General features: G+C 60.6%; 19 protein-coding genes. 1 reads left to right on the forward strand and 18 read right to left on the reverse strand.

What is annotated here, in order from left to right; all coding sequences use genetic code 11:
- The first annotated feature begins 139 nt into the window (after positions 1–139).
- Positions 140–1,507, forward strand: a complete 1,368-nt coding sequence (locus D5261_RS05250) for a response regulator (RefSeq protein ID WP_119321008.1) — start codon at positions 140–142, stop codon at positions 1,505–1,507.
- A gap of 150 nt (positions 1,508–1,657) precedes the next feature.
- Here D5261_RS05250 and D5261_RS05255 read toward each other — a convergent pair whose 3' ends face one another.
- The 18 genes from D5261_RS05255 to D5261_RS05340 all read right to left on the reverse strand — a co-directional run bounded on the left by D5261_RS05255 (position 1,658) and on the right by D5261_RS05340 (position 22,933).
- The gene (locus D5261_RS05255; protein WP_119321009.1) at positions 1,658–2,410 is read right to left on the reverse strand and encodes a cbb3-type cytochrome c oxidase subunit II; all 753 of its coding nucleotides are present in this window, start codon (positions 2,408–2,410) and stop codon (positions 1,658–1,660) included.
- A gap of 13 nt (positions 2,411–2,423) precedes the next feature.
- On the reverse strand, positions 2,424–3,920 hold the full coding sequence (locus D5261_RS05260) for a cbb3-type cytochrome c oxidase subunit I (RefSeq protein ID WP_119321010.1): 1,497 nt from the start codon (positions 3,918–3,920) through the stop codon (positions 2,424–2,426).
- 30 nt (positions 3,921–3,950) lie between these two features.
- Positions 3,951–4,961: a c-type cytochrome gene (locus D5261_RS05265; RefSeq protein WP_119321011.1), complete on the reverse strand. Its 1,011-nt coding sequence runs from the start codon at positions 4,959–4,961 to the stop codon at positions 3,951–3,953.
- 77 nt (positions 4,962–5,038) lie between these two features.
- Positions 5,039–6,658 (reverse strand): c-type cytochrome, encoded by a 1,620-nt coding sequence (locus D5261_RS05270; RefSeq protein WP_119321012.1) that lies wholly within the window; start codon positions 6,656–6,658, stop codon positions 5,039–5,041.
- A 61-nt stretch (positions 6,659–6,719) separates the two neighbouring features.
- Entirely contained in the window at positions 6,720–7,259 is a 540-nt protein-coding gene (locus D5261_RS05275) for a cytochrome b family protein (protein WP_119321013.1), read from the reverse strand.
- A gap of 3 nt (positions 7,260–7,262) precedes the next feature.
- Entirely contained in the window at positions 7,263–8,174 is a 912-nt protein-coding gene (locus D5261_RS05280; protein ID WP_218025564.1) for a cytochrome b N-terminal domain-containing protein, read from the reverse strand.
- Between the two features lie 150 nt (positions 8,175–8,324).
- Complete coding sequence (locus tag D5261_RS05285) at positions 8,325–8,801, reverse strand: QcrA and Rieske domain-containing protein (RefSeq protein WP_119321014.1); 477 nt, start codon at positions 8,799–8,801, stop codon at positions 8,325–8,327.
- Between the two features lie 71 nt (positions 8,802–8,872).
- The gene (gene ccoS / locus D5261_RS05290) at positions 8,873–9,019 is read right to left on the reverse strand and encodes a cbb3-type cytochrome oxidase assembly protein CcoS (RefSeq protein ID WP_125205924.1); all 147 of its coding nucleotides are present in this window, start codon (positions 9,017–9,019) and stop codon (positions 8,873–8,875) included.
- 218 nt (positions 9,020–9,237) lie between these two features.
- The gene (locus D5261_RS05295; RefSeq protein ID WP_119321016.1) at positions 9,238–9,735 is read right to left on the reverse strand and encodes a peroxiredoxin; all 498 of its coding nucleotides are present in this window, start codon (positions 9,733–9,735) and stop codon (positions 9,238–9,240) included.
- A 68-nt stretch (positions 9,736–9,803) separates the two neighbouring features.
- Positions 9,804–12,770 carry a DUF7402 domain-containing protein gene (locus tag D5261_RS05300; protein WP_119321017.1) on the reverse strand — a complete coding sequence of 989 codons (2,967 nt, stop codon included), beginning with the start codon at positions 12,768–12,770 and terminating at the stop codon, positions 9,804–9,806.
- Positions 12,771–13,094: 324 nt separating this feature from the next.
- Entirely contained in the window at positions 13,095–14,468 is a 1,374-nt protein-coding gene (locus D5261_RS05305) for an alpha-amylase family glycosyl hydrolase (RefSeq protein WP_119321018.1), read from the reverse strand.
- Positions 14,469–14,651: 183 nt separating this feature from the next.
- Positions 14,652–15,971, reverse strand: a complete 1,320-nt coding sequence (locus D5261_RS05310) for a GntR family transcriptional regulator (RefSeq protein ID WP_119321019.1) — start codon at positions 15,969–15,971, stop codon at positions 14,652–14,654.
- A 135-nt stretch (positions 15,972–16,106) separates the two neighbouring features.
- Positions 16,107–17,153: a LacI family DNA-binding transcriptional regulator gene (locus D5261_RS05315; protein ID WP_119321020.1), complete on the reverse strand. Its 1,047-nt coding sequence runs from the start codon at positions 17,151–17,153 to the stop codon at positions 16,107–16,109.
- A 266-nt stretch (positions 17,154–17,419) separates the two neighbouring features.
- The gene (locus D5261_RS05320) at positions 17,420–18,190 is read right to left on the reverse strand and encodes a DUF1559 family PulG-like putative transporter (protein WP_119321021.1); all 771 of its coding nucleotides are present in this window, start codon (positions 18,188–18,190) and stop codon (positions 17,420–17,422) included.
- Between the two features lie 134 nt (positions 18,191–18,324).
- The gene (locus tag D5261_RS05325) at positions 18,325–19,347 is read right to left on the reverse strand and encodes a LacI family DNA-binding transcriptional regulator (RefSeq protein WP_119321022.1); all 1,023 of its coding nucleotides are present in this window, start codon (positions 19,345–19,347) and stop codon (positions 18,325–18,327) included.
- A gap of 167 nt (positions 19,348–19,514) precedes the next feature.
- Positions 19,515–20,354, reverse strand: a complete 840-nt coding sequence (locus tag D5261_RS05330) for a DUF1559 family PulG-like putative transporter (RefSeq protein ID WP_119321023.1) — start codon at positions 20,352–20,354, stop codon at positions 19,515–19,517.
- Between the two features lie 206 nt (positions 20,355–20,560).
- On the reverse strand, positions 20,561–21,949 hold the full coding sequence (locus tag D5261_RS05335; RefSeq protein ID WP_119321024.1) for a dihydrolipoyl dehydrogenase family protein: 1,389 nt from the start codon (positions 21,947–21,949) through the stop codon (positions 20,561–20,563).
- Positions 21,950–22,210: 261 nt separating this feature from the next.
- Positions 22,211–22,933 carry a DUF1559 family PulG-like putative transporter gene (locus tag D5261_RS05340; RefSeq protein WP_119321025.1) on the reverse strand — a complete coding sequence of 241 codons (723 nt, stop codon included), beginning with the start codon at positions 22,931–22,933 and terminating at the stop codon, positions 22,211–22,213.
- Between the last annotated feature and the right edge of the window lie 6 nt (positions 22,934–22,939).

Consider the following 22,939-nt stretch of genomic DNA (forward strand, 5'->3'; position numbering starts at 1 on the left):
CCAAACGCGATGGAGCGGGCTTTTTTGCGTTTATCCGGGGTGAGAGGGTTACATTGTCGATAATGTTGGAATACTACAAACGATCGCTTTTCGTTGTGATGGAGATCCATCGCGAAAAGCCGCACATTGGAGAGGCATTATGGCGATGAGCGCGCCGCTTACGGCGCACGACAATCTGAGAATTTTGATCGTTGACGATGATGCGGTGGACCGAAGGATGGTGCGCCGCGCCTTGAAGACCGGCGAAGCCTCATCACGGATAACCGAAGTCGACAGCTGCGCCGCAATGCTCGCGGAAGTCGACGCGCATCGGTTTGACTGCATTTTCCTGGACTATCAGCTCGCGGACGGCACGGCGCTGGCGCTGCTGGAGAAGCTTCGCGAACAGAATATCGATACCCCGGTCATCGTGCTCAGCGGCCATGGCGACGAACAGATCGTGCGCGAACTCATGAAAGCGGGCGCCGCCGATTATCTGCCCAAGGATATCGCCACCAGCTCATACATCAATCGCAGCCTGCGCAGCACGCTGCGTTTCTATCAGTCCGAGCTCCAGGCAAAAAATGCCGTCGAAGCGCTGCGCCTGCGCGATCGCGCGATTGCCTCGGCGAACAACGGCATTATCATCTGCGCCGTGGGCGCCGATTTTCCGATCATCTACTGTAACCGCGCCTTCGAGCGCCTGACGGGCTATGACAACAACGAGATCCTGGGACACAGCTTCCGGATCCTGGTCGGAGCGGAGAGCGATCCGGAGACGGTCAGCGAGATCGCCCGATGTCTGAAGGAAGAGATGGAATGCCATCAGGTGCTGCGCAACTATCGCAAGGACGGCTCCTCGTTCTTCAACGAGCTGACCTTCTCGCCGGTGCGCGACATCGAAGGGCGTCTTTCGCACTATGTGGTGGTCTGTAACGACGTCACCGAGCAGCGCCGGGCCGAAGAGGAGAACTCTCGCCTCCTGCGCGAAGTGCGCGACGCCGTGGAGCGCGAACGCTCCTTCCTGCGCGACGTGCTTTCCAGCGCCACGGACGGCAAGCTGCGGCTTTGCCACACGCGCCAGGAGCTGCCGGCGCAATTAGGCTCCTACGGGGGTTACGTCTCTCTCCAATCGATTGGCGGGATCCCGGAGATGCGACACCTGGTTCGCGAGGCCGCGATCACCTGCGGTCTGCCGGAAGAGCGCTGGCAGGACCTGATCACCGCCGCCGGCGAGGCGTCCATGAACGCCGTCGTCCACGGCCAGGGCGGCTTTGGGCGCGCCTACTATACGCCGGGAAAATTGGTTCAAGTCTGGATCGAGGATAAAGGCACGGGGATTTCGCTGATCAATCTGCCCCGCGCCACCCTGGAGTGCGGCTACACGACCGCCGGCACCATGGGATGCGGATTCAGCTTTATCTTAAAAACGGCCGACCGACTGTGGCTAATGACCGGCCCCACGGGAACGACTCTGGTGATTGAAAACGACAGCATGCTGCCGGAACTCCCCTGGCTGCGCGAATAACGCGCTGGGAAAAGAGAAAACCTGCTGCCATCCGCCAAGAAAAGAAATCCGAGCATAGCGCCCCAAACAAAACAAATCGGTAAGCAGACAGCCGGCGATTTCAATCGCCGGCTGTTTGCTTGCCGATTATCGTTTTCGAATATTCGGTCGTTACGGCTTGGTGGTGATATCGGCGGGCGTCTTGCCTTCGCCGCCGCCGCGCACCGGGCTGTGATCCTCGCCGGGCGTGATGCGGTTGACCGCGTTCTCGCCGAGCTGCTGGCTGGCCTGTCGATCCTGCGGCTTGAGCCACGGTCCCCAGCCGTCCGCGTGTCCATTGGCGGCGGTGTAGGTCTTGGGATCGTAGACTTCGCGCTCGAAGCCCAGCGTCTGGACGTAGGCGACGAGGTCGCGGGCGTCCGCAGTGGGGACCGGCGTGCCTTCGTGGTCCTTAAAGAGCCAGGTGAAGGCGGGCATGATCGAGCCGGGCACCATCTGACGCGGATAGTAGAAGTGCGAGTAATGCCAGTCGTCGCTGTACTTACCGCCTTCGCGCGAGAGGTCCGGGCCGATACGGCGCGTTCCCAGGAAGTGCGGGCGGTCGTACACATATTCACGCTCGTTGGCGGGGATCGCCAGCGAGGTGCCGATCGAGTAGCGCTTGATCTCGCCTTCGAGCGGGCGGATCTGCTGCGTGTGGCAGTAGACGCATCCCTCGCGCTGGTAAATCAGACGGCCGCGCAGCTGCTGCGGCGTGTAAGGGTTATGGTAGTGCGCCTGATCTCCGGCCGGGTTCAGTGTGTTGAGCGACCAGTTTTCATTGAAGGACGGGATGAGCATGGTGAAGGTGAGACCGACCACAAAGGTCAGTCCCACTCCCAGTCCCGTCTTCAGCGCGCTTCGTTCAGCGGTAGGTAGGTTCATAGGTGCTCTATCTTTACGAGTTCGCCTGCGCGGCGGCCGCGCCGCGGCCTTCGGCGACACGGATCTCATCTTCGCTTGCCGGCGGGGCCGGCACGGTCGCGGTCTTGTAAATGTTCCAGACGAACAGGATCATTCCCAGCAGCATCGCGGCGCCGCCGCCGGCGCGAGCGTGCCAGAACGGCTTCATAAAGTTCACCGTCTCGATGAACGGAATGTTCGGATCGTTCCACATCTGGCCCTGCGCATAGCCGCCGACCCAGAGCGCGGCGCTGAACACGATGAAGCCCAGGAACGACAGCCAGAAGTGCCAGTCGGCGATCCCTTCCGAGTACAGCGGCTTCTTGTAAGCGCGCGGAATGGCGTAGTACACGGCGGCGTAAGCGTAGAACGTAAATGTGCCGAAGAGCGCCATGTGCGAGTGGCCGATGATGTAGTCGGTGAAGTGGACCACCGCGCTCAGCGAGCGCAGCGCCTGGAAGGAGCCCTGCGAGCTAACCAGGAAGTAGAACACCGTACCCGCGATGATGAACTTCAGCGGAACGTTGGTGCGCAGCTGGTGCCACTCGCCCCGAATTGTTCCGAAGAAGTTGGTCACGACCGACAGAACCGGGATGAACAGCAGGAACGAGAAGATCGTCGCCACCGTCTGCAGCCAGTACGGGATCGGGCCATAGATCATGTGGTGCGCGCCGTTCCAGATGTAGATGGCACCCAGGGTCCAGAAACCGATCAGCGAAAGCTTGTGGCTGTAGAGCGGCGAGTTCGCGGCCTTCGGCAGGAAGTAGTAGGCCAGTCCCAGGCCGCCGGGCGTCGCGATCAGGCCGACGACGCTATGGCCGTAGAACCAGTTGATGTTCGCGTCGTTCAGACCGCTGAAACCGCCGACGCCGTCCGTGCTGAAGAGCTGCGAGGGCCAGTTGCCGATCACGTACACAAAGGCGGTCCAGAGCAGACATCCCATCACGTACCAGAGAGCGGCGTACATCTGCGTGTACGTTCGGCGCGCGAACGTATTGCAGAGGTTCCACATCAGCATCACCCAGCCGACCAAGAGGAAGACGTTGGAGACGAGAGGATACTCTTCGTACTCCTTGCCCTTGGTCATCAGGAAGATGTTGGTCGTGTTCATCGGATTCAGCAGGCAGTAGGTCGCGATCAGAATGCCGATCGCCCAGACGATCGAGGTCGCCTTGCCCAGCTTTTCACTATAAAGCTTGGTTCCGCAAAGACGTGGGACCATATAGTAGAACATCGACATATAGATCGGCAGCAGCCAGCCGAAGATCATTCCCTGGACGTGCGCGGGACGGATACGCGACCAAGACATCCACTGCACGGAGTAGAAGAGGTCGGGGATCACAAACTTCACGGCGGTAATCACACCGAGCGTGCCGAACATGATCAGGTATCCGAGGCCGACCCACAGCGCCCATTTGACTGCGGTATCTTCATGCTGCAGTCGCTCCGGCGGAGCCGAAGGCTGCATCGCTTTGATTTGTTCGATAGCCATCTTTCTTACCTTTTCTCGATGGACCGCACCTTAGTGAGTCGCGGCCGGAGCGCCGGCGCCGGCAGACGGTCCGCTGGAAGCGGGAGCCGGCTGAGCGACGGGCGCGGGCGACTGAAGGTTCGGACCGGTTCCGTCCGCGTTCGCCGGATTGTTTGGGATCGGCGAAACAGACTGCGGACCGGTTCCGGTGGTCTGCGACGAAGGCTGAGACGCGGCGTCCGGAGCGGACGGCTGTCCGGAAGCGGACGGCGGCGCCGTGGTCGTGTGCGCGGTCACGTCGCCATTGATCGAGGGCGTGATCGGCTTTGGGCTCACCTGCTGGCTGCCGCCCGTATATTCCGCGGCGCCGCCAGCGCCGGGAGCCAGCGCTCCCGCCGTGGCGTCCGGCGCGGCCGTCGCCGCCTTCGGAGCGCTCAGGCTCCAAACGTAGGCGATCACTTCCTTGATCTCGTCATCGCTCAGCGTTCCTTCCCATCGCGGCATCGCCGTTCCCGGCACGCCCTTGTGGATGGAGGTGTTGATGCGCTGGTAGGACATGGACTGCATGAACGGCGCGTCGCGCAGGTTGCGCGGCTTGGGGTTCAGCGACGCGGCGTTCGCGCCGTTGCCGTCCTGGTTAGGACCGTGGCAGCCAAAGCACTTGTTCTGGTAGATACCTTCGCCGTCGGAGATCGCCGACTTCAGCGTCACGCCCTGCGGCAGATCGATCGCCGCCAGGTTGATTACGCTGACGGGATAGGCGCCGCGCTGGTCCAGGTCGGCCTGGATCTTGGCGCGTTCGGCGGCGCTGCCGCCGACGGGCCTGTACGCGCGTCCGGAGTGCGGGCCGAGCGCGCCAAAGGCGAGGCCCAGGCTGACAGCGCCGATCAAAACGATCGTCCAGAAGCCCCACAGCCATGGGCTGACGCGCGTGTCTGCGAGCTCTTTAACGTCGCCGCCGCTGTAGTAATGGAAGCCGCCCGCATCTTCGTCCGGGATCTGCGTTCCATCCGTCGGTTTGGCGGTCTCCACGCGAGCCGTGGGGTTCGTGTCTTCTGCCATGTCTTGAATATTCCTTCGCTAATCGGCGGTTCGGGCGCGCCAAATACCTTGGCGCGCTCCGCCGCTCTGAGAGTTGATTATCGCGTCATCGTGGCGATGTCGGGCGTCTGAGCGCCCTTCGCCTTCAGCTCGCCGGTGGGCATATCCACTTCTTCGCCGACGGTCGTCGTTCCCGCCGGCCGCAGAGACTGATCGTAGAGCGAAAGCGCCTTGCGCTGGGAGTCCGAGAACGGGAAGATCGGCATGATCGACGAAGGCACGAACGCCTGCGGGTTCTCATAGTGCGCCGTGAGCCACTGCACGGAGTGGCGCGAGCCTTCCCAGGTCAGCTGCGGTCCGGCGACGCCGCCCTTGCCGGCCGGATCCTTCGAGGATTCGCCCTTGAAGTTCGGATCCCCAATATAGTGACAGGCGTAGCAGCCGCTCGATTCGAACAGCTTCTTACCGGTCTCGATCGATACGGGCACATCTTCCGGCTTCGCGGTGTTGTAAGACGCGATCTCCGTCATTCGGCTCGATGCGCTGGCCGCGTAGTTGTTTCCCGTTTGCGAGATGACGAACGTCACCAGCGCGTCCACGTCCTGCTGCGCCGCGGCGTCGGGAATATACCCGTGCGTCTTCAGCGTGTCGACGACGTCTGCGTTCTCGATCTTCGCGGGCGTGATCTGCTGCGAGCGCGGATCGACGATGTCGGCTTCCCGGTCTGGATCGTCCGTGTTGTGCTGGCGGGCGGCGAAGAAGTAGGGCATCACGCAGGCCGCCGTTTTATAACGCGGATCCCACAGCTGATGCTCGACGGCTTCCGGAATGGTGCTGCGGCCTTCGTAGGTCAGCTCCGGTCCGATATTGCCCTTGGAAAGGCCCTCGATCTTATGGCAGCCGTAACACGCCTTGTCGCGGAAGAGCTTCTCGCCGCGCGCAATCGTCGTCATCGCCGGCAGGTACGCAATCGAGAAGTCCTTGTTGTCATACTGCGCGTGGCACTGGGCGCACGCGGCGTCCATGTACTTGGCCGCGAGCATCGGGCTCAGCCAGTGCTCCGGGTCGCCATGCGCGTTCTTCTCGATCAGCTCGCGTCCCGAACCATAATGGCACGTGGTGCAGCCGAAGGTCGGGAACGGATGCAGCTTCAGATTTGTTTTCTGAGCATCATAGTCCGTAAGATCCGACGGTGTCAGGCTCTTTTCGGTCGCGACGCCATATGTGAACTTGTCGCCATGGATGACGCCCAGATCGCGGGGCTGGTCGCCCTCAACCGAGATGCCCGGGTGCGCGCCGATCGTCTTGATGACGCGCAGCGTGTCGGGGTGCTCTTCGAGATACTTCGGCAGATCTTCCGTCGAGACCGTCGTGTGATCGATGATCTTGATGATGTTCTCGGCCGTCATCTGCGGATTGAGCAGGCCGACATGGCACGACTGGCAGCGGTCGACACGCTGCTGCGTGGTTCCGTCCTGCTCCGTCACCGTGAACTGGCCGACCGTCACCTGCTTGACTTCAATCACGCTGTCGCGCGTCGCCTGCTTGACTGCGGGGTCTGTCGCCAGCGCCTCCGCAACGTCCTTGTACTGGCCTTGCCAGTACGTAAAGTCCTTGCTATCGGAGTTCTGATTGTTCCAGAGAGCGCGGGAGCCGGTGATACCGACGAGCGCCAGGAGCACAAGGCTCCACAGCACGAACTTCGTCACCATAGACATGGGAAACAATACCTATCTTTTTCGCTATGCGCGCGTCGTTCTTGGGTGTGAAAGACCGAAACTATTGAACTTCCTTCGGCATTTCGCCGGGCCAGAACCAGGCCCAGTTCGGGCCGCGGAAGTAAACGCCGATAATGATCAGAACGATCACGACGACGACATACATCGTCCAGAGCGTGGTGGCGGTGCGACGGCTCTTGGCGAACCAGCGCCCGATTCCGCTGTGGTGACGGTCGACATAGGGAATAGCCATCAGCGCGACGACGACAAGTCCGGGAATTCCCAGACCGCCCCAGAAGGCGTCATACGCGACCAGCTCCTGCAGTCCCAGGAAGTACCAGGGCGCTTTCGCCGGGTTCGGGGGACGCAGCGGGTTCGCGGGCGCCTCCAGCGGCGGCGGGAAGAACACCGCCAGCGCCAGCATCGCGGCGAAGCAGCCGGCAAAGAGCGCCGCTTCGCGGATCAGCAGGTGGGGCCAGGACGAAACCATGTCGTCCGGACCGCGATCGACGCGCGTGGAGGACCCTTTGACCAGCTCCATCAAGCCATAGGTCTTGTTAGGGTTACGCGGAAATATCTCTTCTTCACGAACTCGTTTCATAAGTTATTCCGGGGATTCCTTGGGGCTTGAGATCCCGCCGTCCTTGCGGATGCGCCACATGTGGTAAACGATGAATCCCGTCAGGATGACCGGCAGGACCGCGACGTGCAGCACGTAGAAGCGGATGAGCGCCTCCTGGCCGACGACGTCCGATCCGAGCAGGCCCCAGCGCATCAGATCGCCGATGGCGGGCATCTTCGGCGCGTTGGGCGGAGCCAGCGCATTGATGTGATCCGAAACCCAGTTCGCCTTGCCCGCGATACCCGCGCCGACGGTGATGGCCCAGAAGGCCAGCTGATCCCACGGCAGCAAGTAACCCGTAAAGCCCAGAACCAGGGTCAGAACCATCAGGATGACGCCGACGACCCAGTTGAACTCACGCGGCGGCTTATAGGCTCCCGTATAGAAGACGCGGCACATATGGAAGAACACCACCGCGATCATTGCGTTGGCGGACCAGAAGTGCATGCCGCGCAGGATGCCGCCGAAGGAGACCGCGGAGCGCAGGTCCAGCATTCGGCTGTACGCCTGTTCGGTGCTGGGAACGTAGACGAACATCAGCATCAGGCCGGAGATCGTCAGCAGCAGGAACAGATACATCGAAAGCAGGCCGAGGCCAAACGTATACGTGAAGCGCAGGGCGTGCTTTTCAATCTTGGCCGGCTGGATGTGCAGCAGGAACGAGTTGAAGAACGCTTCCGAACGCTCGCGCTCGGTCTTCGGGAAGGCCGTCGTGCGATAGATCGACTTGTAGATATTGTGTCCGAGGGTCGCGGGACGAAGGTTGTCCCAGACTTCGGGGGCCTGGCGGTAGATCGCGCGGTTGATGCGCGCGAGCATTCCAGGCTGCCCGGGTCGCCGCCCGCCGGACGGCGGGACGGAGCCGCCCTCCGGTTTGACTAACTTGACGCTCATATCGCGCGCCTTTCCTTTTTCAATGCGCCGCCGGCCTCAATCTGGCCGCCGGCCGTAATCTTGCAGAATGCGGTATTCGTGAAACAGCGCCGGACGCTGACAGTCTGCGTTCCGGCGCGGCCGCTTGTCGGCAAAACAGCGATTCCCGATTTAAACAATGTTATAGTAATGTCCCGGGTCGTTCTTCTTGGACTTGTCGACTTCCAGGTCGCCGCTCGGCGTCAGGCTGATGTCGAACCAGTACAAGGCGATCTGCGCGGGACCGTGGGTCACGTTGCCCATGTCGTCGTACTTGGAGCCGTGACACGGACAGTCGAAGCCGGTCGCGGACGCCGCAACGGTGCAGCCCAGGTGCTGGCAAACCATCGAAATGGCGCCCAGCTGCGAACCATGCTTGACGATCGTCACCTTCTGGTCGGCGATATTCTGCTTGACGCCGTCGGTGTATCCGCTCGCCTTACCAATGGTGAATTTGGATGGCGGGCCGTACTGCACGTTCGGCCAGAAGAAGCGGCCGAAGACGCCGGCGGCGCCCAAAGTCGCGATTCCGGCGATTCCCCATCCACTCAAAGAGACAAAGTTGCGCCGCGTCAGCTCCTGCTTTTCGCGGTCGTAGTTCACGGCCATGGTCGAACCTCGAATCCTAACACGCTCGGTCTAAAATTTCGCGTGATTGACGCAATCGCGCTCACGATTCACTAATCGTCGTCTTCGTCGCGAAATACGATGTACTTGGCGTCCTCGGCGTTTTCGAAGGCTCCGTTACGAACCCCCCAAACAAACCCGATCAGCGTTACCAGTCCCATCGCCGCTCCCGCCACGAGCAAAGTCCAAATGCTTTCCAAATTGTCGCCCTCCCATATCGCGGGCTATTTGACACCCTAATATTATACAGTCGCCCAAAAGCCCATGTCAAGGCGACTCCCCGGAGTCTTGTGAAATATTTCGCAAATAGGCAAAAACACGGGAACCGGGGGGCGCCGGAATCCGTATCCTCGCCCGCCATCGGGCAATTGGATCGAAAAACCAGGAGAATTTCGCGGCCGGCGATTCGTGCGCGGAACTACTCCAGCGGGCTGTTTTGCAGAGTCTTCAGCGCTTCAGTGACGTGTTTTTGTCCTTCTAATAGCGACTCGAAGACCTGCCGCACAACGCCGTCCTTGCCGATGACGAATGTCACGCGCCCGGGAATCACGCCCAGCACATTGCGCACTCCGTAAAGCCGGCGGATCGCTCCGTCCTCGTCGCTGAGCAGCAAAAAAGGCAGGCGATTCTTCTCCGCAAACCGCCGGTGCGTTTCGCCGTCGCCCCGGCTGATCCCGATCACCTCGGCGCCCGCCGCCGTGAACGCCTCATAGCTGTCCCGAAACGCGCACGCCTCGGCGGTGCACACCACGGAATCGTCCTTGGGATAGAAGAACAGCACGACAGCGCCGCGCGCCAGGCGCTCGCTCAGGCGCACGGTTTCTCCCGTGGCGGTCGTCGCCGTGAAGTCGGGAGCGCGGTCGCCGGCGGCCAGGGAATGTTTGGGGGAGATTTTATCGTCGAATGGCGGCGTCATTGGGAATCCTCGCGCAGAGAATACCCGATGACGCCGCCCATTGCGGATAAGCAGCCTGGAAGCGGTCTTTATCCCGCTCGGCGCACCACGATCTCGGCGAGGCCGGTGTGCTGCGTGCTCGCCTTGACGCCCGTGACCTTAAACGTGAGCGAAGTGATCGTCTTGGCCGGGAAGTTCAGCGTCAGCGGCGCGATTCCATCGTCCGGCAGGGCGCCGACATCGAGCGTGCTTCCGTCGCTGAACGTGATCACGCCCGAGGTCACCTGATCGGTCGTGTTGGGCCGGTCGTACAGCGCGATCTGGCCGACGGTCTGCGGCGTGTCCCAGGTAAGAGTCAGCGTCGCGCCCACGGTTTCTTCGCCCGAGGACCACTCGGCGGCTGGAGCCGACGGATACCCGTCGGCGACGCCGTCGATCGCGCCGGCGGGCGTGTGTCCATCTTCCGACGAGCTGGCGGTCGCATGCGCCTTTAGCGCCACGTTGTTCGGCTCGGCGATCGCGGGCCCCAGTGGCAGCTTATAGTCGGTCCCGTCGATTTGGAAGCTGACGCGCGGCTCGTACGGCGATCGGGACGTGAGGTCCGCGACTTCCCCGCCCAGCTCATAATAATCCCAGTGTCGCGGCCCGGAAAACGCCGCCTCATGGTAGCGGTGCATGATCGCCACGCCGCCGAGCGCCAGCAGCGCTTCTTTTTGGGCGTCCGTCAGGCCGCTCGTCCCGTCCAGGACTTCCTTCCAGGTCTTGCCGCGCGCCGCCTCGCCGGCGACCCCCTCCACGCGGCGGCTTTGCGCCAACGCGCTCAGGGCGGTCGGATCCACGGCGGCGGCGTGCACGACGATCTTGACCATCTTGCCGATGGGGTATGGCGGCGTGTTGATATGCGTCACGCACAGGTTAGTGTCGTAAAGCGCGGCGGCTCGCTGGCCGTTCACGGTCGCCTCGGTCGCCTTGCGCGTATTCGGGAGCTCGATCGAGTACGCGCGCTGGTCGGGCTGACCGCTGTAGCGCCCCTTCGCGGCGCCGATCGTCACCGTCACCCAGTCGCCATGGCGCACATAGCTCAGCGGGGTGGCGGCGTAGGCTCCCGCCGCGTACTTCTGGCTGTCGCCGTCGTCCTCATAGAGCGTATACGAGCCGGCCTTGCCGTCCTCGCCGGGGTAGCAGCGCACGCGCAGCGTGGTCAGCGGCGTGGTGGCCGGACGCGCCGCATAGGGCTGCATGGGGATCGGGACGCCGCCGCGCGCGTACAGAGGGAATTCGTTGATATCCGCCGAGACGACTTTTTCAGCGCCGCCCTCGTACTGCTCGCCCGTAAAGGTGTTGTACCAGGTCGCGCCCTTCGGGAACCAGACGCTCTGACGGCCAACGCGACCCGGCCCGACGCCGGGCATGGCGATCGGCGCGGCCAGGATATTATCGCCCAGCAGATACTCCTGCCCGTTGTGGTAGGCTTTTTCTTCGCCGGGATACTCCAGATAGAGCGGCCGATTCAGCGACACGCCGGTGCTGTAGGTCTCACGCGCGCTGGAGTAAATGTAGGGAAGCATCTCGGAGCGCAGGTGGAAGCTGACGCGCATGGAGTCTTCGGCCCACTTCGGATAGTTCCAGGGCCGGCGATCCGTGGCGGCGTCGCGCGTGGAGTGCGAGCGCAGCGCCGCCGTGGTCGCGCCGAACTGACACCAGCGGGTGTAGGATTCTTCATTGCGGCCGCCCATATGGCCGCCGATATCGTGCGACCAGTAGTAGCAGCCGACGTTGCCCGCCGTGGACGTGAACGGAACCTCAAAGCCCAGCATCGCCCAGCCGGTATCGGCGTCGCCGGAGAACTGGATCGGGTGGCGATGGTCGCCCCACCCCGCCCAGCGGCTCAGGGAAACCCCGCGCTCGCTGGCGTGCTCGGTGCGCTTGTACAGAAGCTCATTCATCCAGAAGAGATTGGTCAGGTCCGGAACGGAGCGTGTGTAGGGATACTGCTGCCAGTCCAGCCACCAGAAGTCGACCCCGTCGTTCTCCAGCGGCGCGAGCACCTGCGTAAAGAAGGCGTCCATGTACTTCTTACTGCCCGCGTCGAACGGCAGGTTCTTCTGCTGCGCCGGATCTTCGCCCATCGCCTTCATAAAGGGAGCGTACTGATCCTCGTAGGGCGCGACGCCGTCGGCGGGATGCATATTGAGCGTCACATGCAGGCCCTGCTGGTGGAACCAGGAAAGCAGCCCTTTGGGATCGGGGATCAATTTATTGTTCCAGGACCAGCCCGTCCAGCCGTCGCGATGCCAGTCCATATCCATGACGATATTGTCGAGCGGGAAGTCGTGCTGCGTGTATTCCTGCACGACGGCGTGGTACTCATCGGAGCTGAAGGGCCAGTAGCGGGAGTACCAGAGGCCCATCGCGTAACGCCGGGGCAGCGGCGCGGCGCCGCCGATGGTCACCAGGGATTTGAGGGCGCCCTTGTAGTCGCTCCCGTATCCGAACAGGTACCAGTCGGTCCCATTCTCCCTGGGTCGTGAGCGCACCCAGTCCGAGGTCAATAAGGGCGTGCGCGAATCGTCGATCACATACCAGCCGTCGCGCGACAGCAGGCCCTCCCCCAAATCCACCGGCCCTTTGACCTGATCCAGCGTGCGGATCGTGCCGCCGAGGTTGCCGGGATTCGCCGCGCCGGGCGTCCAATCGGCGTACCCCTTGTCGGTCTTGATCTTCGCCGAGAGATTGCCCGGCCCTAGCGGCTTGCCGTCCGGCGTATAGGTCAGGCGGATCGCGCCCGTGTCGATCGTCTCGGAATCTCCCGACTTCGAAAGCTGGAAGCCGTTGTACCGCGCCTTGCGCTCAACGGCGAACAGCGATCGTTCATCCACGAATTTGCCGTCGGCGGCGTACTCAATGCGAATACATTCGGGAGTGATCACCGTGAACCGGGCGCCGGGCGCCACGACGGGATTCGGCGCGGCCTGCGCCGCGCCATGGAGAGCGGAGGCGGCAAACAGCGCGCCGCAAAACAGTAGGGATGGGAAGCGTTGACGGAAGTTACTCATAACGTGAACTTTCACAGGGAAGGGTCGGTGGATCTGGCGTTCGTCATTCCAGCGATTTTGATCTAAAAATACAGGAAATAGAAACGTATGTCAAGGAGGCAAATCATGTTCGAGCATGTCATTTTGTGTGTTTCGCGCCCCGGCGCCCGGTAAGTGATTCCGTTGCGGGATCGTCTCCAGCGCGCATAACCTAACCGGTTAGGTTATGCGTTCGACCATTATAGAGGATCTCTTTTGATCTGTCAACACCGGAATTATCGCCCACGCAGAAGGCGGGCGCGAATACAAGATCCGCGCCCGCCCTCTCCATCACCGCATTGTCGATCAATGCTTGAAGATGGCGAAGTCATGGGCCTGAAGCGAGAAGTTCGGAGGCGACGTGTGGGACTGGCCGCCGGGCGCTCCCGAGGGAGTGACTTCCGTCCAGCCCGTGGGCAGGCCGCTGATCGTACCGCCCACGGCCGAGCCGGATTCATTGATCTCGATCAAAAGCTCCTCTCCGCCCGTCCGCGAGTAGGTCAGCACCTGTCCGGAGGCGGAGTTCGCGCGCCAGACCGTTCCGCCTTGCTGCAATACCGGGTGGCTCTGGCGAAGCGCGATCAACTGGGAATAGAACTGAGGAAACGGGGTTCCGAAGTTCCAGTTGATCTTGGCGTGAGTGTTCACGCCGCCGGCGTTATTGGCGACTTCCATGCCGTTGTAGAGAAGCGGAATACCGGAGATTGTAAAGTTCATCACGGCGGCGTCCATCGCCCCAGCCATGCCGTTCAGCACATTGACGTCCCGGGCGTAGTCCCAGTCGTCCTGAATATTCATGTGCATCATTCCGACCGGAAACTGATTGGCCTGGGCCTGCCAGGTCGTTTGCAAATTCATGGCGCTCGCGCCGCCCGCGACATTCACCATGTTGTCATGCAGCCACCAGCCGTAATCACACTCGAACGGGGCCAGAGCCAGGTCCGTGGATTCGCATTCGCCGAGCATGAGGATGTCGCTTTTGACGCTTTCCAGCGATGAGCGCAAAGAAGTCCAGTAACTCTTTGGGATATTGCGATTGGATCCGCCGGGATAATCAGCGGTGTCGAAGCGAAACCCATCCACGCCGTAATTGGTAATCCACCACTGGAGCATGCTCGTCATATAACCGCGAAGCCCGGAGCTTGCATAGTTTAACTGGGCGACATCGGGCCACGAGCCGGCCTGGACGATGGAGTTCGGATTTCCGGCGTTGCCGTCGCTATGCACATAGTATTCGGGATGCTGCGTGATCAGCGCATTGTCCCAGGAGGTGTGGTTCAGCACTTCATCCAGAATCACTTTCATCCCGGCCGAGTGCGCGGCGTTGATCAGCGCGTGCAGATCCGACGAGCCGCCGAAGCTGGGGTTGATCCCATAGTAGTCGTGGACGCAATAGGGACTGCCGATCGAAGGATGCCCGTTGATCGGCTGGCCGATCGGCGTGACCGGCATGATCCAGAGCACATTGCACCCCATGCCCCGAATTCGGTTAATCTGCGCGGTGACGCCGGCGAAGTTCCCATTCGCGGAGAAGATGTCTGGATAAACGCCATAGATCACCGCCGAATTGATCCACGACGGATGCTGGGCGCTCGCCGGCTTCGGCGAGGCGCATGTCAAAGTCAACATTGCAAAGGTTGCAAACAAAGCGAACGTCAAACGATTTCGTAATGTCTTCATATTTCTCTCCCAATCAGAGCGCTTCCACGCGCTTTTCTTTCTCACGATGATTCTCTCGACAACGCGGCGCCTTTCTCGCCACGGGAATTTGACACTGAATTGCGATAACAACGATAAGATCTTTACATGATCGCTCCGAATTGTTATCGGGCGCAGTGCAATTAAAAATTGCCGAACGTATTCCTATTCTGAAAAGTCGCTCTCGGGATTCACCGCCAGCGCGGTGGAAGCGCGGGCGATGACGTTGGACCGCAAACGGACCTGGGAGCTCACGGGTTTTCCTTGCCAGCCGCCCAGCAGCAATCGCACGGCTTCTTCCGCCATCTGGTCCAGCGGCGGACGCACCGAGGAGAGGCTGAGCGCGGAGGACCGGCTGTCGTCGTCGAACCCGATCAATCCGAAGTCCGCTCCGGCGCGCAGGCCGGCCTCCTCGGCGGCCTGCATGACGGCGTACGCCGTATGGTCGTTGGGCGCGATGACGCCCCAGGGCGCCCCTCGGTCGGCGCTCGCCGCGAAACGCTGGAAAAGCGGCGCGATGGCGGCGTGCGAGGACGCGTCGGCGCGGCGCCATTCATAGGCGTCCGGTCGGGCGGAAGGATGGACGATCTCCAAAGACTCGGCGGGCAGCCGGGCCTGGCGCACGGCCTCCCGGACGCCCGTCTCGCGGTCATCCAGCCAGGCCGCCTGAAACGGTGAGAGGAAAGTCAGCCTTCGATAGCCCGCGTTCAGCAAATGCTTGGCCGCCTGATATCCGGCATAGGTATTGTCGTAACTGATCTGCGTCAGCGGCGGCCGCATCTCATGCCAGGTGATGTAGACGACCGGGACATTGTCGATGTCCACGCTCGATACGATTTCATCGGAAAGGTCGCAGTCATCATGCAGCCCGACAATCACAAACGCATCCGACCCGGCGGCGCGCAGCGCGCTGATCGCGTCGGCCATGGGAACCGTATCGCCGTGAAGGAGCCGGCCGGGGTAGTCCGACGGGCTCTTTGGGTGCCGGTTGAAAAACCGCGACGCGCCGCCGGCGCCCGACATCGCCCGCTCCAGCGTGCTGACGACCTGCCGCGCCCAGTAGCCGCCGATATCCGGCGGATGCAGGGGTTCGATCGGGATCGTCGTCACGATGCCAAGCGTCATCCCCGATGGACGCGCGGCGACAGGAAAGGCCACGGCTTGCGGTGCGCGGGACAAGGGGAGATCGGGACGCGGCGGCGACGCCGTTCGATCCAAAACTTGCGCCCGGGCGACAAACGTGCCGTTGCGATCAAACGATTCCAGGACGCCGTCGGCGATGAGGTTTGCGAACGCCTGCTGCACCGTCGAAAGCGCGACGCCGTATTCCTTGGCGAGGTTATGCCGGCTCGCCAGGCGAGTTCCCACCGCGAGGCTCCCGTCCGCGATCCGCCCGCGAATATTCTCCTCGATTCGCAGGTATGCGGGAACTGGAGACCGGGCGCTGTCCGCGCGCTGTTTTTTGCTGTACTGATCCGTGGTCATGGTGTCATCATTGAGATCGTCGGCACTGTATCGATATGTGTATCAATATACAGCACAATCGATTTGCTGTCAAGCGAATCTGGGAAACACACCTCCCGGGTGTCTGTCTGCACATTGCAGGGGAGGCTTGGGGAATCAGCGAAGGGCGAGGCGAGGCGCGGGGCCGACGGAATCGCGGAGGATCAGCTCCGCCGGCAGCAGCTCCAGCGTTCCCACCGGCGTCGCGTGGCGGTCCGGGTGGGAGACGCGCTCGACGATCTTCTCGACCGCGCGCCGTCCGATGTCGTGATACGGCTGGCGCAGCGTGGTCAGCGGCGGCGTGGTTCCGGCCGACTGCAATTTATCGTCGATGCCGATGACGGACAGATCTTCCGGGACGCGAACGCCGAGGTCGCGGCAGCAGGCCAGGACGCCGTAGGCGATGCTGTCGTTGCTGCAAAAGATCGCGGTGGGACGCTCGTCGACCGGCAGCGCCATCAGGTTTTGCGCGATCTGATAGCCGCCGGCGGGGTCGTAGCCGCACGGGATATCCAGCGCCGGATTGTACCGGGCCTCCAGTTCGCGCAGCCCTTGCAGATAGCCTTGATGGCGCTGCTCGGATGAAAGATACCAAAGATCGCCTTGCAAAAATGCGATTCGCCGGTGCCCCAGCTCTCCCAAGTGGCGCATGATCGACACGCTCGCGCCGAAGTTGTCGATGTCGAGGCGGATGACGCGTGGATCTTCGCGGCTGTCGCCGACGATCGCGAAGGGAATGCGCTTGCGCAGGAGCGGCTCGATCAGCGGGCAATCCTTCAGTGGCGTGATGAGGATCAGACCGTCGCAGTAGCCGTCCGCGAGGATCGAAAGGTTGTCGTAAAGGGCGTCCCAGCTAGGCTCCTGGAAAATGACCGCCTTCTGCTTGCGCTCGCCGCAGGCGCGGCAGATACCGTCCAGAACGCGCCCATAGTATCCGTCAAAGACAAGCGTCTCGGGAACGACGCCGAAGACGACCCCGATGGCGTCCATGCGGCGGCGCTGGAGGCCGCGCGCAACGGCGTTGGGCTGATACCCCATGCGCTGGGCGACGTCCTTTACGTGCTGGCGTGTCGCCGTTCCGATCCGTCCCGTCTCATTCAGGGCGTATGAGACCGTCATCACGGAAACGCCGGCTTCTTTCGCGATATCTTTGATGGTAACCATAGTTTTGCGCCAATTCTATGGTACCAGAATAATTCACTATTCACGAATTTTTCACCTCGCTTTATCGATAAATTTTTGTCTATGTCGCCGATTCTTGTTACGGATCGTCCCGTCACACTTTTTTGCCACTCTCTCTCAATCGGATATTTCAGAGGAATATGCGGGACCGCAGAAAAGTGGGCGGAATGAGAAAACGCGGTTTCCCATTCCGCCTAGAATTCCGCAGAGTTGATGATGATAACTCGAACAGCGAATGGGAGACGTTACTATTTGTAGTTATTCGTTTCCACCTTGAGAGCGTACAGCGCCTGCCCCAGGACACTGACGCCATCGCCGTCCGCGCAGCTGCCCGGGAATGGCGCATTATCAACCGTCCAGTAATTGACGGGAGCGGAACCGCATGGAAAGATCGTAGCCATCGGCTTCAGCGCCTTCACGTGCCCATCAGCGAACAGATAGTTACTGACACCGTTGTGCCCGGCGAACAAATCGTTGTTGGCTCCCGTGTAATGGTTGAGGATGTTCGCGTCCGCATAACCTTCATTCGTCATTTCGAGCACGGCAATTACCTGAGCAGGCGCGTCGACAGACGCCATCGCAACACCCGGTCCGTCCGTATTCGCGAAGAGGGCCGTGCCGTTGTATGGAGTCGATGGATACATGTTGCCAAAATCCGTATTAAAGTAGGGGCTGCTATTGTAATTGGCGCCGTAGCTTATCGGATAGCCATCACCTCCATTGTTCGTACTACTTTTATTGGACGGACACCTAAAAACACCGGTCGCTTTGACGTAAGGGAAGACTACGTTTCGCCATGACACCGCGCCGCCGTTATACTCTCGGGCGGGATATTTCTCGTCGTAGTCCTGCACGTACTGCATAATCGCCAGGCCAATTTGCTTTTCGTTGCTGGCGCAGCTGATCTGGCGAGCTTTTTCGCGCGCTTTGGCGAAGACCGGGAAGAGGATGGCGGCAAGGATCGCAATGATAGCGATCACAACGAGTAACTCAATCAGAGTAAACGCTCGGGCTTTCATAAGAAGATTCCTTTCGAATATGACGGCGGACAGTCTGTGACAAATGCTGGCGAGGATAGCGAAAGATACGACGACAACTCTGCGATTCTCACCTCCTTACCACCTAACCGGTTCGGTAAACAGCCAAAATAAAACTACGGAGCAGGCCCGGACGTATCCCGCACGATCAACGATCCCGGCAGGATCATCTTGCGTCCCGGCATTTCCTCTCCCTTGATATGAGAAAGAAGAAGATCGACCGCTCGCTCCCCCATTTCCTGACCTGGCTGGCGCATCGACGTCAAGGGCGTCTTCGCGGAAGCGCCTTCCCCGCTGTTGTTGATCCCGACCACTGAGATCTCTTCGGGGACGCGAACGCCCCGCTCTTCCAGCGCGCTGAGCGCGCCGAGCGCGATCCGGTCGTCTCCGCAGAACAGCGCGGTCGGGCGTGACTCTAAGGGCCGGTCCAGCAGCGTTATCGCTTGCTTGTAGCCGGAGGCGACGTTGTAGCCTCCATGAAGATCGATCGCCGGATCGTATTCCAGCTGGTTGTCGGCGAGTTCTTCCCGATAGCCTTGCGCGCGCAGCAAGGAGCTTTGGTGAATATCTTCGCCGCGCAGCATGGCGATGCGCTTATGCCCCAGCCCGATCAGATAACTCGTGATCCGCCGTCCCGCATCGATATTATCGAGATCGACGATGGACATATTGGGCTCGGTTCGATGATCTCCGATGATGACGAACGGCGTGCGCCGATAAAAAAGCTGGGCGAAAAAGTTTTCCGGCGCCATCGGGACAATCAAAATCAGTCCATCGCAGAACCCATCGCAAAATGACGGGATATTGGCAATGGCGTCCGACCAGCGCTCGGTATACAAAAGTGTCTTCTGCCGCAAACGCGAATTTTGCGCGACAACGCCGTCGATGATAGGCCCGAGATGCTGGTCGGCGATCAGCGATCCCCAGCCGCTGTAGTCCATGACCACGCCGATCGTGTTCATACGGCGATGACTGAGGCCGCGCGCGACGGCGTTAGGAGAGTAGTTCATCTGCTGGATCATTTCCAGCACGCGCTCACGCGTTTCCGGGCCAGCCGCATCGGGCGTGTTGTTCAGCACACCTGAAACGGTAGCCACGGACACCCCGCAAGCCTTCGCAACATCTCTCATCGTCGTCATAAAGGATACTTGGCCCCGCCGATAACACCAAACCGGTTAGGCGTTATTCAATTATATGATAACTCCGACGAATCTGTCAACAAGTAATTTTTGAAAACCGCCGACCGCCGCAGCCAGCAAAAAACCTCCGTTTCCCTCTTGGGAAACGGAGGCAAGTCTCCGAGTATTTAGATCTTACTGAAGGTCAATGCGGCGCTGCCCGATGCGCCGCCGTTCACGTTCAGATAGCTCGTTCCAGAGGCGTGCTCGTTGGCGCTATCCTCGGGATTCTCGGCGGCCAGGGCGTCTTTTCCTGGAGAGATGCGGCTTGCCTTCAGCCATTTGACATGGCCGTCACACGCCAAATAATTAGCGCCGTCGGTGTGAATGCCCTTGGTTCCTTGATACAGCTGCAGATTCTGCCCGACCGGGTTCCCAGTGACATAATATCCATTGTTCGCCGGGCGTCCGCCCCAAAACTGTTGGTCCAGGGTTGAGGAAGTGGAATAGTCCGGCTGAACGCCGCTCGTGTTGGCGATATCCATTGTGGCCCCGAACGCTTCGCAAAGCAGCACCGTTGAAGCGGGCGCCGCAAGAGTCGCGAGCGCAGTCGTGTGCGCGGTTCCGCCGGAATCGCGGCTGCCGTCACCCACAAGCGAGTCGTTAACGGAGTAGGACACCGGCTTCCAAATTCGGGCGTCGTTTGTGCTGAACGAACTCGGATCGTCAGGACACCGATACAATTCGACCGATTTGACGTAGGGATAAATCGGCTGAACCCACCCGCCGCAGTAGTTGTACGTCGTTGCTCCCAGCGGGAAGGTTTCGTCGTTGTCCTGAACATACTGTATAAAGCCCAGCCCAAGCTGCTTCTGGTTAGAGGCGCAGGAAATCTGGCGCGCCTTTTCGCGCGCTTTGGCGAAGACCGGGAAGAGAATGGCGGCAAGAATCGCGATTATAGCGATGACAACGAGCAATTCAATCAAAGTAAATGCGGACTGACGAACGGGGCTACGTTTCATGGACATAATAAACTCCTCGAAAAGCATGGATAACGATGGATGCAATAGAATCGGTCAAAACACAATCACCGAACCGGTTAGGTATTGCTGAGTTCATTATAGTGCATCTCTTCTCATCTGTCAACATGGAATTTTTGCGGGGCTGGAAACGGGTGAAATCGTGATTTATTCGGCCTTGCCGCCCCGCATTCCATAATGCAAGGCGGCGGCGATTACTTCGCCGGGACCGTCATGAACAGGAAGACCAATCCTTCTGAGAGTGTGGGATGCGTCAGCACCGCGTCCCGTAGGGCGGTGTAAGGAAGATTTCCCAGCATGGCGATCTGCACCATGGAGAGGATTTCGCCGGCGTTCACCCCGAGGGCGGTGAAACCGAGGATGCGATCGTCCTCACCGATCAGCGCTTTCATAAATCCCTGACGCTCGTCCAGGGTGCGAGCCCGTAATACGCCGGCCATCGGAAGCTTCGCCAGCCGGTAGGAGATTCCCCTAGCCCGGGCTTCGGTTTCGTTCAGGCCGACGCGCGCGAGTTCGGGATCGGTGAACAGCGTCCAGGGAACGCTCCGGCCCGTCGTGGTTCGGGAGCCGCCGGCAAGCTGGTCTTTGACGATTCGGAAGTCATCGAATGAGATGTGGGTGAAGAGCGGACTGCCGGCGCAGTCCCCCATCGCCCAAACTCCGTCCGCCGTGGTCTGAAGCCGCTCGTCGACCTGGATATAGCCGCGCCCATCCAGCGCCACGCCGCCGGCCGCCGCATCGATGGATTCGGTATTGGGCGTTCGTCCGGTCGCGACCAGCACATGCGTCCCTTCGACAACGCTCTCCTCGGAAGCCCCCGTAATGGAGACCCGAACGCTCTCTCCCGAAACGCCCTCCACTCGCGTGGCCGACGACGAAAACTCGAATCGAATCCCCTCGCCTTGCAGGATTTCGAGAAGCCCCGCCGACACCTCGGGATCCTCTCCGGCAAGCAGGCGCTCGTCGCGATGGATAACCGTCACCTCCGCGCCAAATCGCCGGAAAGCTTGCGCGAACTCCAGGCCAATATATCCGCCGCCAATGATCATCAGCCGCTCGGGGACGACATCCAGCTCCAGCGCCTCCACATGACTGAGCGGTTTTGCCTCCGCGAGCCCGGGAATGCCGGGCAGGGCCGAGCGCGTTCCCAGGTTCAGAAAGACCTTTTCACCCCGCAGCACGCGCGTTCCGCCGTCCCGCAGAGCGACTTCAAAGGTCCGGGGGCCGACGAAACGAGCGGAGCCCATCAGAAACTCCGCGCCGCTGGAGTGATAACGGTTCTCATGAATCGCGATCAGTTCATCGACCATCTTTCGCTTTCGACGCCGTACGCCTTCCATGTTGACGCGCCATTCTCCGGTTTCGATTCCGAATTCCGACGCTCTCCGAAAGAACGAGGCCACTTTGGCGGAATGGATAACGTTCTTACTGGGCAGGCAGGCCACATTCGGGCAAGAGCCGCCGATCATGGACCGCTCCACGACGATTGTTTTGGCGCCGCTCGGCGCAAGAGTCCAGGCTAGATACTTGCCCGCCTCGCCGCTGCCGATCACAACGTTTTCGTAGTCTTCGATATCGGTCATAAAACCCTCTTCTTGAGAGCGCGATAAATAGAAAAACACGCGATCTGCGCCAAAAGCTACCCAAAGCTAGCAGCCCTAAAACACGGTTTCCCACGCAAGCAGCCCCCTCCTCTCTTTCTGAAAGGGAGGAGGGGGCTAGTGAGGTAGGGGGTTTCCGGTCCCGCAATAAATTACGGAGCTGCTCTGACCCCGCATTGAAATACGGGGCTGGGGATTGCTTCGCAACCGACTGTCCGTCCCGGACAGAAGAGAGTAAGGGATTTAGTTCCAGTCGTCCGTGGTGGTCGGGTCAATCCAGGTTTTGAAAGGCATCACGCCGCGAATATTGTTGACGATCTCCGTGAACGTATCGCCGGACTTGTGCGGCGCCAGGATGGGCGACACATGGACATGTCCGTCGGCGAACGCCAGATTGATGCGCCCCGTATGGCGCGGCTGATTGTCTTCGATGATCCGCCCCGCAAATAGCCAGATGGTGTAGTCGGAGTTCAGGCCGTGATTGGTCAAAAGATTGTCCGGATGTTTGTCGGGGTTGTCGCTGACAGGCGTAAGAACCCCATCGGCCAGCATGATGATCTGCGACGGCGTGTCCACTTTCGCCAGCGGCGCGAGATTCATATAGTGGTTATTGTAGAGATAACCGACCGCCGTATCGGCGCTGTGCGGGTTGTCCGGGCACTGATAAACGGCGTAGCTTTTCACATAGGGAAAGATCGCCTGCGGCCAGTAGGAGAGTTGCCCGTCGCTGACATGAGTGCTCTGCCCATTGTATCCCGAAGGATACGTCTCGTCATTGTCCTGCACGTACTGCATCATCCCCAGGCTCAGCTGCTTGAGATTGGAAAGACACGCAGTCTGGCGCGCCTTCTCGCGGGCCTTCGCGAACACCGGGAAGAGGATGGCGGCAAGAACAGCAATAATAGCAATAACTACCAGCAGCTCGATTAACGTAAACCCTTGTACTTTGCGCTTGGTAACAAACATGATTCG

This window comes from Capsulimonas corticalis (assembly GCF_003574315.2).
In the GTDB taxonomy this organism is placed as follows: domain Bacteria; phylum Armatimonadota; class Armatimonadia; order Armatimonadales; family Capsulimonadaceae; genus Capsulimonas; species Capsulimonas corticalis.

Excerpts from the sequence above, each read along its gene's own strand:
- D5261_RS05310 (WP_119321019.1), bottom strand. The coding sequence starts at position 15,971 with ATGACCACGGATCAGTACAGCAAAAAACAGCGCGCGGACAGCGCCCGG.
- D5261_RS05300 (WP_119321017.1), bottom strand. The coding sequence starts at position 12,770 with ATGAGTAACTTCCGTCAACGCTTCCCATCCCTACTGTTTTGCGGCGCG.
- D5261_RS05315 (WP_119321020.1), bottom strand. The coding sequence starts at position 17,153 with ATGGTTACCATCAAAGATATCGCGAAAGAAGCCGGCGTTTCCGTGATG.
- D5261_RS05335 (WP_119321024.1), bottom strand. The coding sequence starts at position 21,949 with ATGACCGATATCGAAGACTACGAAAACGTTGTGATCGGCAGCGGCGAG.
- D5261_RS05330 (WP_119321023.1), bottom strand. The coding sequence starts at position 20,354 with ATGTCCATGAAACGTAGCCCCGTTCGTCAGTCCGCATTTACTTTGATT.
- D5261_RS05285 (WP_119321014.1), bottom strand. The coding sequence starts at position 8,801 with ATGGCCGTGAACTACGACCGCGAAAAGCAGGAGCTGACGCGGCGCAAC.
- D5261_RS05340 (WP_119321025.1), bottom strand. The coding sequence starts at position 22,933 with ATGTTTGTTACCAAGCGCAAAGTACAAGGGTTTACGTTAATCGAGCTG.
- D5261_RS05295 (WP_119321016.1), bottom strand. The coding sequence starts at position 9,735 with ATGACGCCGCCATTCGACGATAAAATCTCCCCCAAACATTCCCTGGCC.
- D5261_RS05265 (WP_119321011.1), bottom strand. The coding sequence starts at position 4,961 with ATGGCAGAAGACACGAACCCCACGGCTCGCGTGGAGACCGCCAAACCG.
- D5261_RS05320 (WP_119321021.1), bottom strand. The coding sequence starts at position 18,190 with ATGAAAGCCCGAGCGTTTACTCTGATTGAGTTACTCGTTGTGATCGCT.
- D5261_RS05270 (WP_119321012.1), bottom strand. The coding sequence starts at position 6,658 with ATGTCTATGGTGACGAAGTTCGTGCTGTGGAGCCTTGTGCTCCTGGCG.
- D5261_RS05275 (WP_119321013.1), bottom strand. The coding sequence starts at position 7,259 with ATGAAACGAGTTCGTGAAGAAGAGATATTTCCGCGTAACCCTAACAAG.
- D5261_RS05305 (WP_119321018.1), bottom strand. The coding sequence starts at position 14,468 with ATGAAGACATTACGAAATCGTTTGACGTTCGCTTTGTTTGCAACCTTT.
- D5261_RS05280 (WP_218025564.1), bottom strand. The coding sequence starts at position 8,174 with ATGAGCGTCAAGTTAGTCAAACCGGAGGGCGGCTCCGTCCCGCCGTCC.
- D5261_RS05250 (WP_119321008.1), top strand. The coding sequence starts at position 140 with ATGGCGATGAGCGCGCCGCTTACGGCGCACGACAATCTGAGAATTTTG.
- D5261_RS05260 (WP_119321010.1), bottom strand. The coding sequence starts at position 3,920 with ATGGCTATCGAACAAATCAAAGCGATGCAGCCTTCGGCTCCGCCGGAG.
- D5261_RS05325 (WP_119321022.1), bottom strand. The coding sequence starts at position 19,347 with ATGACGACGATGAGAGATGTTGCGAAGGCTTGCGGGGTGTCCGTGGCT.
- D5261_RS05255 (WP_119321009.1), bottom strand. The coding sequence starts at position 2,410 with ATGAACCTACCTACCGCTGAACGAAGCGCGCTGAAGACGGGACTGGGA.